Genomic DNA, 12,814 nt, shown 5'->3' with positions numbered 1-12,814 from the left:
GCCGCGCCCTGATTGTTTGCCGGGCCCCGAAGGACCCAGCGTTCAAGCCTTAGGCCTGGCCAGTCATCGAGGCGACTTCGGCGGCGAAGTCGTCCTGCTTCTTTTCAACGCCTTCGCCCAGGGCGAGACGGGTGAAGCCCTTCACGGCGATCGGCGCGCCCAGCGTCTTGGCGGTCTCGGCGACCAGTTGCTCGACGGTCTGGTCCGGGTTCATGACGAAAGCCTGCTTCAGCAGCACGACTTCTTCCAGGAACTTGCGGATACGGCCTTCGATCATCTTTTCGACGACCGCCGGCGGCTTGCCCGACTCCAGAGCCTGTTCGGTGAACACGGCCTTTTCACGCTCGATGGCGGCCGGGTCGAGATCGTCCGGCGACAGCGACAGCGGGGCGGTCGCGGCGACGTGCATGGCGATCTTGCGGCCCAGTTCGCGCAGGGCGGTCTTGTCGCCGGTCGACTCGACGGCCACCAGCACGCCGATGCGGCCGAGATCCGGCGCGGTGGCGTTGTGGATGTACGAGGCGACGACGCCGTTCTCGACGGTGTGCTTGGCCGCGCGACGAACCATCATGTTCTCGCCGATCGTGGCGATCAGGTTGGTCAGGTGATCCTGCACGCTCTCGCCGCCGGCCAGCTTGGCCGCGGTGATGGCGTCGACCGAACCGTCGGTGGTCAGAGCCGCGCCGGCGATCTGGCGAGCAGCGCCCTGGAACAGGTCGTTGCGCGACACGAAGTCGGTTTCGGCGTTCACTTCGACGGCGGTGGCGGTTTCACCCGCGCCCTGCTCGGCCGTGGCGACGGCCACCAGGCCCTCGGCGGCGGCGCGATCGGCCTTCTTGGCGGCCTTGGACAGGCCCTTGGCGCGCAGCCAGTCGATGGACGCTTCGATGTCGCCGTTGTTTTCCGACAGCGCCTTCTTGCAGTCCATCATGCCGACGCCGGACTTTTCGCGCAGTTCTTTGACGAGCGCAGCCGTGATCTCAGCCATGGAAAATCTCCAGATTCAAACGGTTAGCGACCGGGCTTGTGGCCCGCCTAATCCATAAAGAGTAGCGACCGGGCTTGTAGCCCGGTCGCATGTCAGGGTCGCGACGGCCTCTCCACCCCGGCCAGGCCAGGAGAGAGGCGCGCGGGAAATCAGCCCTCGGCCGATTCCGGAGCCGCTTCGGCGGCGACTTCAACCGGCGCTTCCGGAGCGGCTTCGACAGCGGCTTCCGGGACGGCTTCAGCGATCGCTTCCGGAGCCAGGGCGCGAGCCAGGGCCGGCTCGGTCGGGTTCACGGCGGCGCCCAGGTCGACGCCCGAGCCGGCTTGACCAGCGGCCAGACCGTCCAGAACGGCGTCTGCGATCAGGTCGCAGTACAGTTGCAGGGCGCGGGCGGCGTCGTCGTTACCCGGGATCGGGTAGGTGATGCCGTCCGGATCGCAGTTGGTGTCGAGGATGGCGACGACAGGGATGTTCAGCTTGCGGGCTTCCAGGATCGCGATCGCTTCCTTGTTGGTGTCGATCACGAACATGATGTCGGGGATGCCGCCCATGTCCTTGATGCCGCCCAGCGACAGTTCCAGCTTGTCGCGTTCGCGCGTCAGCTGCAGCAGCTCCTTCTTGGAACGGCCTTGGCCTTCGCCGGCCAGGACGCCTTCCAGCTCGCGCAGACGCGCGATCGAGCCCGAAACGGTGCGCCAGTTGGTCAGGGTGCCGCCGAGCCAGCGGTGATTCACGTAGTATTGGGCGCAGCGCTTGGCGGCGGTGGCGACCGGGTCGCTGGCCTGGCGCTTGGTGCCGACGAACAGCACGCGGCCGCCGGCGGCGGCGACTTCACGGACCTTCACCAGGGCTTGGTGCAGCAACGGGATCGACTGCGACAGGTCGATGATGTGGATGTTCGAGCGCGAGCCGAAGATGTAGCGATCCATCTTCGGGTTCCAGCGGTGCGTCTGGTGGCCGAAGTGGGCGCCGGCTTCCAGGAGCTGACGCATGGAGAATTCGGGAAGAGCCATCGGGCCTATATCCTTTTTCCGGTTGAACCTCCGCGGACACCCCCGTTCCAGACCATTCTGGAGCGGGACCGGAACGGCGACGCCGGGATGTCTCCCCAGTGCAACCGAACGTCCACGTGTGGAATGGCCGCGCAGATAGTCTCTCGGCGAAGAAAAAGCAAGCCCTCGGCGCGATCGGGGCGCCGGCCGCACGGTTGATCCGTCGCGACCACGCCGACCGCCAGATCCATCCCCTCCAGACCGGCGAACATCCACCGACGCTCCACAGGGCGACCGGAAAGTCGTCGCCGTTCCGACATACTGATGTGGACCGATCGACCCGGCGTCGTCGTTACACAAGGCATAGCTGGAGAACGTCATGCTCGCGGTCTTCGATCTGGACGGAACCTTGCTGGACGGCGACTCCACTGGCCTTTGGCTATGGGGACGGGTCAGGCGTTCGCCCTTGCGCGCCCTGGCGGTCCTGGCCGTGGTTCCGTTCGCCGCGCCCATGGTGATGATCCCGCGCACGCGCCGGCTCGGCGCCTCGATCCTGCTGTGGATCGCCACGGCGGGCCTGGGCGAGCGGGCCTTGCGCGACTCTTGCGCGGGGTTCGGCGAAGCGTTCCGGGCCGGCGGCAGCACCCTGGCCTGGCGCCCCGGCGGTCTCGCCGCGCTGAAGGCGCATCTGGACGCCGGCGACCGCGTCGTGGTGGTCACCGCCGCCCCGGCCATCCTGGCGCAGGCGTTGATCGGGCCTCTGGGCCACCCGATCGAGGTGCTTGGCACCTCTCTGAAGCGCCGCGGCGGCGGCTGGGTCGCCGATGTCCATTGCCGCCACCAGCGCAAGTGCCAGGCTTTGGCCGAGGCCGGCCATGGCGCGCGCTGGGCCTATGCCTATACCGACAGCCTCGACGACCTGCCCCTGCTGCGCGGCGCGGAGACGCCGGTGATCGTCAAGGGCGGCAAGAAGGCCGAGCGGCGACTGTTCCGAGCCGGACTGGCCAACGGTCGGGCGGCGGCCTGGTAGGCCGGCCTGCTCACGGCCCGGCGCGCTGGCGTCCGGGCCATAGCACGGTCGAAAGTCCCCGAAAGGATCCCCCGGAACCTGACGACGATCATCCTCGCGAAAACGTGGACCTAAGCGGCGTCGGCAATCCGCTGCTCGATTGAAGCTGCGCGCCTGAAATCCAGCCTCGCCCCCTCCCATCAGTCACCGCAGACTTCGCCTGGGCATCAGGTCGAACCCAGATCCGACCCGGGCTCGCGACGAGCGGCTAGCGCCGCCGCCTCGCCCTCAGAACGATTTGCCGTCCACCGGCCGCGGCTTCAGGGCGAAGACGTCGACGCCGTCCAGGCAGCGGACATTGATCGCCGCCATCTTCCGGCCGTCAGGCGCGGTCCCCATCCCGAACGACTGGATGCCGCAGGTCTCGCAGAACAGGTGCGAGATCTTGTGGGTGTTGAACTGGTATTCGGTCAGGGCGTCCTGGCCGCTCTTCAGCTCAAAGGCGCTCTCCGGCGCGAAGGCCAGGATCGCGCCCAACTTGCCGCAACGGGAACAGTTGCAGCTGATCACGCCCTCCAGCTCGACATCGACCGCGTAGCGCACGCGTCCGCACTGGCAACCGCCTTCGTGACTGGCCATTGGCCCTCTCCCCTGTGTCCGCCCGTTCCGGCTCTTCTATCGCAATGATGCCGGCGACCGCCGCCGGCGGTGGAAATCCCGTCGAGACCTCCAACCCGAAACCGGAACATCAAGCCAAAAATAGGAATTTATTCCTAAACATCCTCCAGCAGCGCCACGCCGGGCGCGGTCTTCAGCGCCCCGCGCAGCGCAGCATCCAGCGTATAGCGCCCCGGCAGACGCAGTTCGATTTCGCGCCCCCCGCCGATAGCGGCGACGAAGGTCACTTCTCCGCCTTTCTGCCCCTGCGCCGGCTCGAGGCGACGCTTCAGCGCTTCGATCTCGGTCGCCGATGGCGACAGGTGGACCCGCAGGCCGGCCACCACGTTTTCGATGGCCTTCTCGATTGGCTCGGCGTCATCGCCGAAGAAGCGAACCTCGCCGTCGCGGGCCTTGGCGCGAACCTTGATGACCACGGCCTTGCCCGGCTCCAGAACGTCACGACATTTGCGCAGGGATTCCGGCGGGAACAGCACCTCGTACTCGCCGGTCGGGTCCGAGAGCGAGACGAAGGCGAACTTCTCGCCGCTTTGCGAAGCCCGCTCCTGGCGGCGACGGACGACGCCGCACATGCGCAGGGCCTCCATGCCGGCTTCGGCCTGGGCCATGGCCTCGGTCAGCATCACGGTGCGACGACGCCGCAGCATGCCGACCACGTCTTCCAGTGGGTGGCCGGTCAGGTAGAAGCCGACAGCCGACAACTCCTCGTCCAGCAGGTCGACCTGGTTCCAGTTCTCGGTCTTGGAGAGGCGCGGGCGCCCGGCGCCCGGGTCCGAGCCGAACAAGCCGCCCTGCCCGCCCTGGCGGTCGGCGTGACAGCTCTGGGCATGGGCGATCAGCACGTCGGCCGAGGCGACGATCTGGGCGCGGTTCTTGTGGATCTGGTCGAAAGCCCCGGCCCGGGCCAGGTTTTCGATGGCGCGCTTGTTGACCTGCTTTGGATCGATCCGCTCGACGAAATCGAAGATGTCGCGGAATGGCCCGCCCTCCTCGCGGATCGCCACCAGATGCTTCATGGCCTCCAGACCGACGTTGCGAATGGCGCCCAGGGCGTAGAGCACCTCGCCGTTCTCGACCTCGAAGTCGGCGCCCGAGACATTGACGTCCGGCGCTCGCACCGTGATGTCGAACTTGCGGGCGTCCTGGTGGAAGACGGCCAACTTGTCGGTGTTCGACAGATCGAGGCTCATCGAGGCGGCGAAGAACTCGACCGGCGTGTTCGCCTTCAGCCAGGCCGTCTGATACGAGATGAAGGCGTAGGCGGCGGCGTGCGACTTGTTGAAGCCGTAGCCGGCGAACTTGGCCACCAGTTCGAAGATCGAGCCCGACTGCTCCTCGGGGACGTTCTTTTCCTTGGCGCCGGAGACGAAACGGATCTTCTGGAGATCCATCTCCTCCTTCTTCTTCTTGCCCATGGCGCGACGCAGAAGATCGGCTTCGCCCAGGCTGTAGCCGGCCAGGATCTGGGCGATCTGCATCACCTGTTCCTGGTAGACGATGACGCCGTAGGTCTCCTTCAGCACCGCCTCCAGCGACGGGTGCAGGGTGTCGACGGGTTTGCGGCCGAACTTGCAGTCGACGAAGGTGTCGATGTTGTCCATCGGACCCGGGCGATAGAGCGAGATCAGCGCGGTGATCTCCTCGATCGAGCCGCAGCGCATCTTGCGCAGCGTGTCGCGCATGCCCTGGCTTTCAAGCTGGAACACGCCGACCGTCTGGCCCGAAGCGAGCAGTTCGTAGGTCTTGCTGTCGTCGAAGGCCAACTTTCCGAGATCGATCTCGAAGCCGCGCTTCTTCAGGTGCTTCACCGCGCGATCCAGCACGGTCAGGGTCTTCAAGCCCAGGAAGTCGAACTTCACCAGGCCGGCGCTCTCGACCCATTTCATGTTGAACTGGGTGGCCGGTAGGTCCGAGCGCGGATCCTTGTACAGCGGGGTCAGCTGGGTCAGCGGCCGGTCGCCGATCACCACGCCGGCGGCGTGGGTCGAGGCGTTGCGGAACAGCCCCTCCAACTGCAGCGCCACGTCCAGACAGGCCGAGACGTTGGCGTCTTCCTTCTTGGCCTGCTTGAGGCGCGGCTCCAGGTCGATCGCCTGGGCCAGGGTCACCGGCGCGGCCGGGTTGTTGGGCACCATCTTGCAGAGACGGTCGACCAGCCCCAGCGGCAGCTGCATCACCCGGCCGACGTCGCGCAGCACGGCGCGGGCCTGCAGCGAACCGAAGGTAATGATCTGGGCCACACGGTCGCGACCGTACTTCTCCTGCACGTAGGAGATCACCTCTTCGCGCCGCTCCTGGCAGAAGTCGACGTCGAAGTCGGGCATGGAGACCCGTTCGGGATTGAGGAAGCGTTCAAACAGCAGGCCGAAGCGCAACGGATCGAGGTCGGTGATGGTCAGCACCCAGGCGACCAGCGAACCGGCGCCCGAACCCCGCCCGGGCCCCACCGGGATGCCGTGCGCCTTACCCCACTTGATGAAGTCCGACACGATCAGGAAGTAGCCCGGGAAACCCATCTTCTTGATGATGTCGAGCTCGAAATCGAGCCGCTTCCAGTACTCCTCCTCGGGCGCCGACAAGGTCAGGCCCACGAAGCGCGCCTTCAGGCCTTCCCGCGCCTGGTGCTCCAACTCCTCGGCCTCGTTGCGACCGTCGCCGGTCGGGAAGCTGGGCAGGATCGGGTCGCGTTTGTGCACCATGAAGGCGCAGCGGCGGGCGATATCGAGCGTGTTGTCGCAGGCCTCCGGCAGGTCGGAGAACAGCTTGCGCATATCGGCCGCCGGCTTGAACCAGTGCTCGGGCGTCACACGCCTGCGCTCATCCTGGCCGACGAACGAGCCGTCCGAGATGCACAACAAGGCATCGTGGGCGGCGTAGAAGCTTTCCTTGGCGAAATAGACGTCGTTGGTGGCGACCAGCGGCGCGTCGTGCTCGTAGGCCCAGTTGACCAGCCCGGGCTCGGCCGCCGCCTGCTTGGGCAGACCGTGGCGCTGAAGCTCGACATAGAAGCGGTCGCCAAAAACACGCTGCATCTCGGCGAGGGCCGCCGAGGCCTCGGCCGACTTGCCGGCCGCGAATAGCGCGTCCACCGGACCGTCCGTACCGCCCGACAGCAGGATCAGGCCTTCATTGTGTTCGATGACCTTGGCCCAGGGCACGATTGGCTCGGGCAACTCGGCGCTGTCGAGATAGGCGATCGACGACAGTTCCGAGAGGTTGAGATAACCCCGCTCGTTCTGGGCCAGCAGCACGATGGTCGGGGCCCGGGCCCAGCGTTCGGTCGGACCGCCGCCGATGCCGGTGATCGGGATGGCGCAGCCGATGATCGGCTGGACCCCCGCATCCTTGGCGTAGGACGAATATTCAAGCGCCCCGAACAGATTGGCGCGATCCGCGATGGCCGCGGCCGGCATGCCGATCCCGGCGGCCAGCTTGCCGATCTGGTCGGCCTTGATCGCCCCTTCCAGCAGCGAATAGGCCGAGCGAACCCGCAGATGGACGAAACCCTGTCCCTCCCCGTCCGCCATGACCAACCTCCGCTAGACGACCGTCGTCATACGACTCAGGCCACCAGATTGGCGACCGTACACATCATCCAGACGAAGCTGACGACCGACACAAGGGCCAAAGACTCACGGGCGATACGGATCATAGGAGCCTCCACAGATTTCTTGTTTTGTTCCATATTCCGCTTTTGTTCTGTTCACAAGATGTTCCGCGACGTTCCACCCCATTTTTCCGGCCCGCGTCTTGTAACACACGGCCGAACGCATCGATGTTCGATATGGTCAAGGCGAGCGGATCGGTCCAGATCGAGGCCATGCGCCTGATCATCGACACCGACACCGCCGGCGACGACGTCTTCTCGCTGATGCTGGCCCTCACCCGCCCCGGCGTGACCGTCGAGGCGATCACGATCGCCCATGGCAATGTCGGCTTCGAGCAGCATGCCGAGAACGCGCTGGTGACGCTGGAGCGGTGCGGCAAGGCCGGCGAGGTCCCCGTCTATCTGGGCGCCCAGACGCCGTTCACGCGAGCGCCGCTCGACGCCGCCTATGTGTTCGGCCACGATGGCATGAGCGACAGCGGCTTCGCCAGGGCCGCCCAGCGCCCCGCCGAGGGGCACGCGGTCGACGAACTGGTCCGGCGGATCATGGACGCGCCCGGCGAGATCACCCTGATCGCCCAGGCGCCGCTGACCAACATCGCGCTGGCCTATCTGCGCGAGCCGCGCATCGCCAAGGCCGTGAAACACCTCTGGGTCATGGGCGGCACGGACAATGGCGTCGGCAATGTCACGCCGGCGGCCGAGTACAATTTCTATGTCGATCCGGAGGCCGCCAAGATCGTCGTCAACGCCGGCTTCAACCTGTCGATCGCCACCTGGACCCTCACCCTGCGGGACGGCCTGTGGACCACGGCGCAGCTAGCGGAGCTAGAAGCCGTGGGTACTGGCAAGGCCGGGTTCTTCACCGACGTGAACCGCGCCTCCCTCGCCTTCGCCCGGGAAACGGAGGGGCTGGACGGCAGCCTGCACCCAGACGCCATGACCTGCGCCATCGCGCTTGATGAAAACCTGATCCTGGAGGCCGAGGACTGCGTGGTCGATGTCGAGATCCAGGGCGAACTGACACGCGGCTACCTGAGCGTCTCACACTCGATCCTGCCCGATATCGAGATCGCCGATCCAGCTCTGAAACGGCGACAACCCAATGCCAGGGTCATCAAGAAGATCGACCGGGACGGCTTCTTCGCGGCCATGAAGAGCGCGCTGCTTTAACCGCGTCGCGGGCGGTTCGGCCCTGTTTCGGCGACCGAATGGCGACGCGCGTGCTGGCTAGAACCGCTGCGCTTCCAGGTGGCCGTCCTTGAGGGCGAGAACGCGGTCCATGTAGCGGGCCAGTTCCATGTTATGCGTGGCGATCAGGGCCGCCACGCCTTGCTGGCGGCAGGTCTGGTACAGGGCCTGGAACACCGTCGCCGACGTCGCCGGATCGAGGTTGCCGGTCGGCTCGTCGGCCAGCAGCAGCTTGGGACGGTTGGCCAGGGCGCGGGCGATGGCCACGCGCTGCTGTTCGCCGCCGGACATCTGGGCCGGCTGGTGGTTCATGCGTGGACCCAGGCCCAGCCCCTCCAACAGATCCTTGGCGCGCGCCTCGGCTTCGCGACGACTCTTGCCGGCGATGTTGAGCGGCATGGCCACGTTCTCGAGGGCCGAGAACTCGGGCAGCAGATGGTGGAACTGATAGACGAAGCCGACCGTGCCCAGGCGAATACGGGTGCGGGCGCGCTCGGACAGCTTGGAGCAGTCACGGCCTTCCAGGGCCACGAGCCCCGCGTCGGGGTGCTCCAGCAGGCCCGCCGAGTGCAACAGCGACGACTTGCCCGAACCCGAGGGACCGATCAGCCCGACCACCTCGCCCGGATAGACGTCGATGTCGACGCCGCGCAGCACTGGCAGATCACCGGCCTCGGTCTTGTAGACGCGCTCGACCCCGCGCAGGGCCAGGATTGGATCACTCATAGCGAAGCGCCTCCACCGGATCGAGGCGCGAGGCGCGCATGGCTGGCGGCAGCGTCGCCAGGATGCTCATCAGGGCCGACAGCGCGACGATGCCGCCCACCTCGGTCCAGTCGATCTTGGCCGGAATGTGCGAGAGCATGTAGACGTCGGCGCTGAACACGGCCGTGCCGGTGACCCACTCCACGAAGTTCTGGATCGGGGTGATGTAGGCGCAGAACACCACGCCCAGGGCCAGGCCGCACAGGGTGCCGGCCACGCCGATCGAGGCGCCGGCCATGACGAAGATGCGCAGCACCGCGCCCTGGCTGGCGCCCATGGTGCGCAGGATGGCGATGTCCTTGCCCTTGTTCTTCACCAGCATGACGAGGCTGGAGATGATGTTCAGGGTGGCGATGGCGACGATGCAGAACAGGATCAATCGCATCACCTTCCGCTCGACCTGGAGGGCGGTGAAATAGCTGTGGTTCTTGTCCTGCCAGTCGGTCACCAGCGCGCCGGGACCGGAGGCGACCTCGACATCATGCTTGTATTCCTTGGCCTTGTCGGGGTCGTCGACCTTGATCTCGACATAGTCGACCGAGGTGTCGCGGCCGAAGAACAGTTGAGCCTGCTCCAGCGGCATATAGATGAAGGCCTCGTCGAACTGGCTCATGCCGACGCTGAACAGGCCGCCGACAATGTAGTTTTTTTCGCGGGTCGAGGTGCCGAACGCCGTGGCCGGTCCCGTCGGCGAGATCAGGGTGATCGGATCGCCCGGCTGCACGCCCAGGGTCTGGGCCATGCGATCGCCGATCAGGACGATGTCGCCGCCGTACTCGCCCTGGCCGAAGCCCTGCAGCGAGCCCTTCTTGATGTTGCTGGAGATCAGCGACATGTGTCGCAGGTCGCTGGGCGTCACCCCACGCACGATGGCGCCGGTCACCTGGGTCGGGCCGATGACCATGGCCTGGGCCTCGACCATCGGCGCGGCCTGGATCACGCCCGGCGCGGCCTTGATGCGACGGATGATGGTGTCGCGGTCCGGGCCGTTGATCAGCGGCGACTGGGCGTAGAGGTGGCCGTTGAAGCCGACGATCCGGCCCAGGAGCTCGGCCCGGAAGCCGTTCATGACGCTCATCACGGTGATGAGGGCGAAGACCGCCAGCATCACCGCGCAGAACGATATGACCGCGATGAGCGCCACGCCGCCGTTCTTGCGCTTGGCGAACAGATACCGGCGAGCGACGGAGCGCTCCCAGCGACTGAAGGGGCCGGCGGCGCGGACGTCTGGCATCAGGCGGTCTTGCTCTTGGTCAGGCCCTCGATGACCGAGTCCAGCGAGGCGGTGTGGCGCTCGCCGGTCTTGCGGTTCTTGATCTCGACCACGCCCTCGGCGATGCCCTTGGGGCCGACGACCATCTGCCAGGGCAGGCCGATCAGGTCCATGGTGGCGAACTTGGCGCCGCCGCGGGCGTCGGTGTCATCATAGAGCACATCCTTGCCGGCGGCCTTGAGCGCGGCATAGGCCGTCTCGCAGGCCGCGTCGCAGGCCGCGTCGCCCTGGCGCATGTTGACGATACCGACATGGAACGGCGCGACGCTTTCCGGCCAGATGATGCCGGCCTCATCGTGGCTGGCCTCGATGATCGCGCCCAGCAGGCGCGAGACCCCCACGCCGTAGCTGCCCATCTGCACCGGCACGTCCTTGCCGTCGGGACCCGTGACCACGGCCTTCATCGGCTCGGAATACTTGGTCCCGAACGAGAAGATGTGGCCGACCTCGATGCCGCGCGCCGACAGGCGGTCGCCTTCCGGCAGCGCGCCGAAGGCGGCCTCGTCATGCATTTCCTCGGTCGCGGCGTAAAGCGCCGTGCGCTGGTTCACCAGAGGCTGCAGGTCGCCGTACCAGTCGACGTCCGGACCAGGCGCCGGCATCTCGACCAGGTCCTTGTGACAGAAGACGGCGCTTTCACCCGTCTCGGCCAGGACAATGAACTCGTGGCTGAGGTCGCCGCCGATCGGACCGGTGTCGGCGCGCATCGGAACCGCCTTCAGGCCCATGCGCTCGAACAGGTTCAGATAGGCCACGAACATGCGGTTGTAGGCCTTGCGCGCGCCCTCGGCGTCGAGGTCGAAGCTGTAGGCGTCCTTCATCAGGAACTCGCGACCGCGCATCACGCCGAAGCGCGGGCGGGTCTCGTCGCGGAACTTCCACTGCACGTGGTAGAGATTCTTGGGCAGGTCACGGTAGCTGCGCACCGAACCGCGGAAGATCTCGGTGATCATTTCCTCGTTGGTGGGCCCGTACAGCAGTTCGCGCTCGTGGCGGTCGGTGATGCGCAGCATCTCCGGACCGTAGGCGTCGTAACGGCCCGACTCGCGCCACAGGTCGGCCAACTGCAGCGTCGGCATCAGCAGCTCGATGGCGCCGGCGCGATCCATTTCCTCGCGGACGATCTGCTCGATCTTCTTCAGCACGCGGAAACCCAGCGGCAGCCAGGCATAGATGCCCGCCGCTTCCTGGCGGATCATGCCGGCGCGAAGCATCAGCTGGTGCGAAACGATCTGGGCGTCGGACGGTGCTTCCTTCAGCACCGGCAGGAAATAGCGCGACAAGCGCATGCGCGTGGAAACTCCGGGAATTCAAGGAGGCCTGAGATAGCCTCTCGTCCGACAGCTTGGCAACGCGCGTGACTAAAGTATGGCTCCCGACGCGAATAAAAGAGAGGCCGCGCGGATCGCCGCGCGGCCTATCAAGTCATCGTCGGGGAAGACGCCACAGAGCGAGACCGGCAAGGCCGATCTCCTGAAGTCACCTTACCAACCAAACATCTGTTGGGGCACGGCCATGCGAGGGAAGCGCTCACAATGAGACCGTTCGCCCAAGACTTGGGCGTTCGAGGGCAGATTGCTCACCTCGCGCCCAAGGCTTGTGCATTCGCACGCCGGCCTTATCGCGGAAGATCCGGCAGGGTGATCAGGTTGAAGCGCACGATCAGGAAGAACAGCACGAAGACGACGGCCGAGACCCAGGTCGTGGTGATGAACTTGCGCTTCAGGTTCGGATTGATCGGCGCGCCCGGATCGCCCCCGCCCGGCGTCTTGAGGCCGGCCTCGTGGTAGCTGCGCGAGCCCAGCGGCAGGACGGCGAACAGCACCGTCCACCAGATGGTCAGGTAGATCGCGAACCAGGTGATCGGGCTCATCAGTGAGCATCCTTACCAGCAGTGTTTTGGGGCGTTTCCATGAGCTCGACCAGCAGGCCGCCCATGTCCTTGGGGTGAACAAAGATGACCGGCGTGCCGTGGGCGCCGATACGGGGCTCGCCCAGCACGGTCGCGCCCTTGGCCACCAGATCGTCGCGTGCTTCGTAGATGTTCTCGACCTCGAAGCAGATGTGATGCTGGCCGCCTTTGGGGTTCTTGGCCAGGAAGCCATGGATCGGCGAGTTCTCGCCATAGGGCTCGATCAGTTCGATCTGACTGTTGGGCAGGTTGACGAAGCAGACCCAGACCCCCTGCTCCGGCATCGCCCACTTCTCGGTCACCGAGGTGGCGCCCAGGAGGTCGCGGTACATCTTCACCGAGTCGTCGATCGAGGGCGTCGCGACGCCCACGTGGTTGAGCTTGCCGATCATGTTATTC

Annotated in this window: 12 protein-coding genes and 1 pseudogene; 2 read left to right on the top strand and 11 right to left on the bottom strand. The window is 66.0% G+C overall.

Annotation, left to right across the window (positions count from 1 at the left end; translation table 11 throughout):
* Positions 1-49 precede the first annotated feature (49 nt).
* Entirely contained in the window at positions 50-988 is a 939-nt protein-coding gene (gene tsf, locus AC1RNC_RS07630; protein ID WP_492885048.1) for a translation elongation factor Ts, read from the bottom strand.
* Between the two features lie 149 nt (positions 989-1,137).
* Entirely contained in the window at positions 1,138-2,001 is an 864-nt protein-coding gene (gene rpsB / locus AC1RNC_RS07625) for a 30S ribosomal protein S2 (protein ID WP_492885047.1), read from the bottom strand.
* Between the two features lie 358 nt (positions 2,002-2,359).
* Between rpsB and AC1RNC_RS07620 the strand changes: the two genes are divergently transcribed.
* Positions 2,360-3,010 (top strand): haloacid dehalogenase-like hydrolase, encoded by a 651-nt coding sequence (locus tag AC1RNC_RS07620; protein ID WP_492885045.1) that lies wholly within the window; start codon positions 2,360-2,362, stop codon positions 3,008-3,010.
* Between the two features lie 267 nt (positions 3,011-3,277).
* Here the strand turns inward: AC1RNC_RS07620 and AC1RNC_RS07615 are convergent, their stop codons facing one another.
* From AC1RNC_RS07615 to sidA, 3 genes are all read right to left on the bottom strand, one after another.
* The gene (locus AC1RNC_RS07615; protein ID WP_492885043.1) at positions 3,278-3,628 is read right to left on the bottom strand and encodes a GFA family protein; all 351 of its coding nucleotides are present in this window, start codon (positions 3,626-3,628) and stop codon (positions 3,278-3,280) included.
* 134 nt (positions 3,629-3,762) lie between these two features.
* Positions 3,763-7,194, bottom strand: coding sequence for a DNA polymerase III subunit alpha (gene dnaE, locus AC1RNC_RS07610; RefSeq protein ID WP_492885042.1), 3,432 nt, complete (start codon positions 7,192-7,194; stop codon positions 3,763-3,765).
* A gap of 35 nt (positions 7,195-7,229) precedes the next feature.
* Entirely contained in the window at positions 7,230-7,319 is a 90-nt protein-coding gene (gene sidA / locus AC1RNC_RS07605; protein ID WP_492838565.1) for a cell division inhibitor SidA, read from the bottom strand.
* 168 nt (positions 7,320-7,487) lie between these two features.
* Here sidA and AC1RNC_RS07600 point away from each other — a divergent pair, with 168 nt between their 5' ends.
* Positions 7,488-8,447, top strand: coding sequence for a nucleoside hydrolase (locus AC1RNC_RS07600; protein WP_492885508.1), 960 nt, complete (start codon positions 7,488-7,490; stop codon positions 8,445-8,447).
* 57 nt (positions 8,448-8,504) lie between these two features.
* Here the strand turns inward: AC1RNC_RS07600 and AC1RNC_RS07595 are convergent, their stop codons facing one another.
* The 6 genes and pseudogenes from AC1RNC_RS07595 to mce all read right to left on the bottom strand — a co-directional run bounded on the left by AC1RNC_RS07595 (position 8,505) and on the right by mce (position 12,807).
* Positions 8,505-9,191 carry an ABC transporter ATP-binding protein gene (locus AC1RNC_RS07595; RefSeq protein WP_492838567.1) on the bottom strand — a complete coding sequence of 229 codons (687 nt, stop codon included), beginning with the start codon at positions 9,189-9,191 and terminating at the stop codon, positions 8,505-8,507.
* Complete coding sequence (locus AC1RNC_RS07590; protein ID WP_492885040.1) at positions 9,184-10,464, bottom strand: lipoprotein-releasing ABC transporter permease subunit; 1,281 nt, start codon at positions 10,462-10,464, stop codon at positions 9,184-9,186. The genes AC1RNC_RS07595 and AC1RNC_RS07590 overlap by 8 nt, the downstream gene beginning before the upstream one ends.
* Complete coding sequence (proS, locus tag AC1RNC_RS07585; protein WP_492885038.1) at positions 10,464-11,792, bottom strand: proline--tRNA ligase; 1,329 nt, start codon at positions 11,790-11,792, stop codon at positions 10,464-10,466. The genes AC1RNC_RS07590 and proS overlap by 1 nt, the downstream gene beginning before the upstream one ends.
* Before the next feature lie 97 nt (positions 11,793-11,889).
* Positions 11,890-12,079: pseudogene (locus tag AC1RNC_RS07580) on the bottom strand (hypothetical protein); the annotation flags it as partial.
* Between the two features lie 42 nt (positions 12,080-12,121).
* Positions 12,122-12,376: a DUF1467 family protein gene (locus AC1RNC_RS07575; RefSeq protein WP_492838572.1), complete on the bottom strand. Its 255-nt coding sequence runs from the start codon at positions 12,374-12,376 to the stop codon at positions 12,122-12,124.
* Positions 12,376-12,807 (bottom strand): methylmalonyl-CoA epimerase, encoded by a 432-nt coding sequence (gene mce / locus AC1RNC_RS07570; RefSeq protein WP_492838573.1) that lies wholly within the window; start codon positions 12,805-12,807, stop codon positions 12,376-12,378. The genes AC1RNC_RS07575 and mce overlap by 1 nt, the downstream gene beginning before the upstream one ends.
* Positions 12,808-12,814: the final 7 nt, after the last annotated feature.

It is taken from the genome of Caulobacter sp. GW822-FHT01G02, from assembly GCF_058802865.1.
Note: the sequence above shows the minus strand (reverse complement) of the source record. Positions and strands in the feature narration are given on the sequence as shown.

Coding starts and splice junctions, on each gene's coding strand:
- tsf (WP_492885048.1), bottom strand. CDS start 988: ATGGCTGAGATCACGGCTGCGCTCGTCAAAGAACTGCGCGAAAAGTCC.
- proS (WP_492885038.1), bottom strand. CDS start 11,792: ATGCGCTTGTCGCGCTATTTCCTGCCGGTGCTGAAGGAAGCACCGTCC.
- rpsB (WP_492885047.1), bottom strand. CDS start 2,001: ATGGCTCTTCCCGAATTCTCCATGCGTCAGCTCCTGGAAGCCGGCGCC.
- mce (WP_492838573.1), bottom strand. CDS start 12,807: ATGATCGGCAAGCTCAACCACGTGGGCGTCGCGACGCCCTCGATCGAC.
- AC1RNC_RS07590 (WP_492885040.1), bottom strand. CDS start 10,464: ATGCCAGACGTCCGCGCCGCCGGCCCCTTCAGTCGCTGGGAGCGCTCC.
- sidA (WP_492838565.1), bottom strand. CDS start 7,319: ATGATCCGTATCGCCCGTGAGTCTTTGGCCCTTGTGTCGGTCGTCAGC.
- AC1RNC_RS07600 (WP_492885508.1), top strand. CDS start 7,488: ATGCGCCTGATCATCGACACCGACACCGCCGGCGACGACGTCTTCTCG.
- AC1RNC_RS07620 (WP_492885045.1), top strand. CDS start 2,360: ATGCTCGCGGTCTTCGATCTGGACGGAACCTTGCTGGACGGCGACTCC.
- AC1RNC_RS07575 (WP_492838572.1), bottom strand. CDS start 12,376: ATGAGCCCGATCACCTGGTTCGCGATCTACCTGACCATCTGGTGGACG.
- dnaE (WP_492885042.1), bottom strand. CDS start 7,194: ATGGCGGACGGGGAGGGACAGGGTTTCGTCCATCTGCGGGTTCGCTCG.
- AC1RNC_RS07615 (WP_492885043.1), bottom strand. CDS start 3,628: ATGGCCAGTCACGAAGGCGGTTGCCAGTGCGGACGCGTGCGCTACGCG.
- AC1RNC_RS07595 (WP_492838567.1), bottom strand. CDS start 9,191: ATGAGTGATCCAATCCTGGCCCTGCGCGGGGTCGAGCGCGTCTACAAG.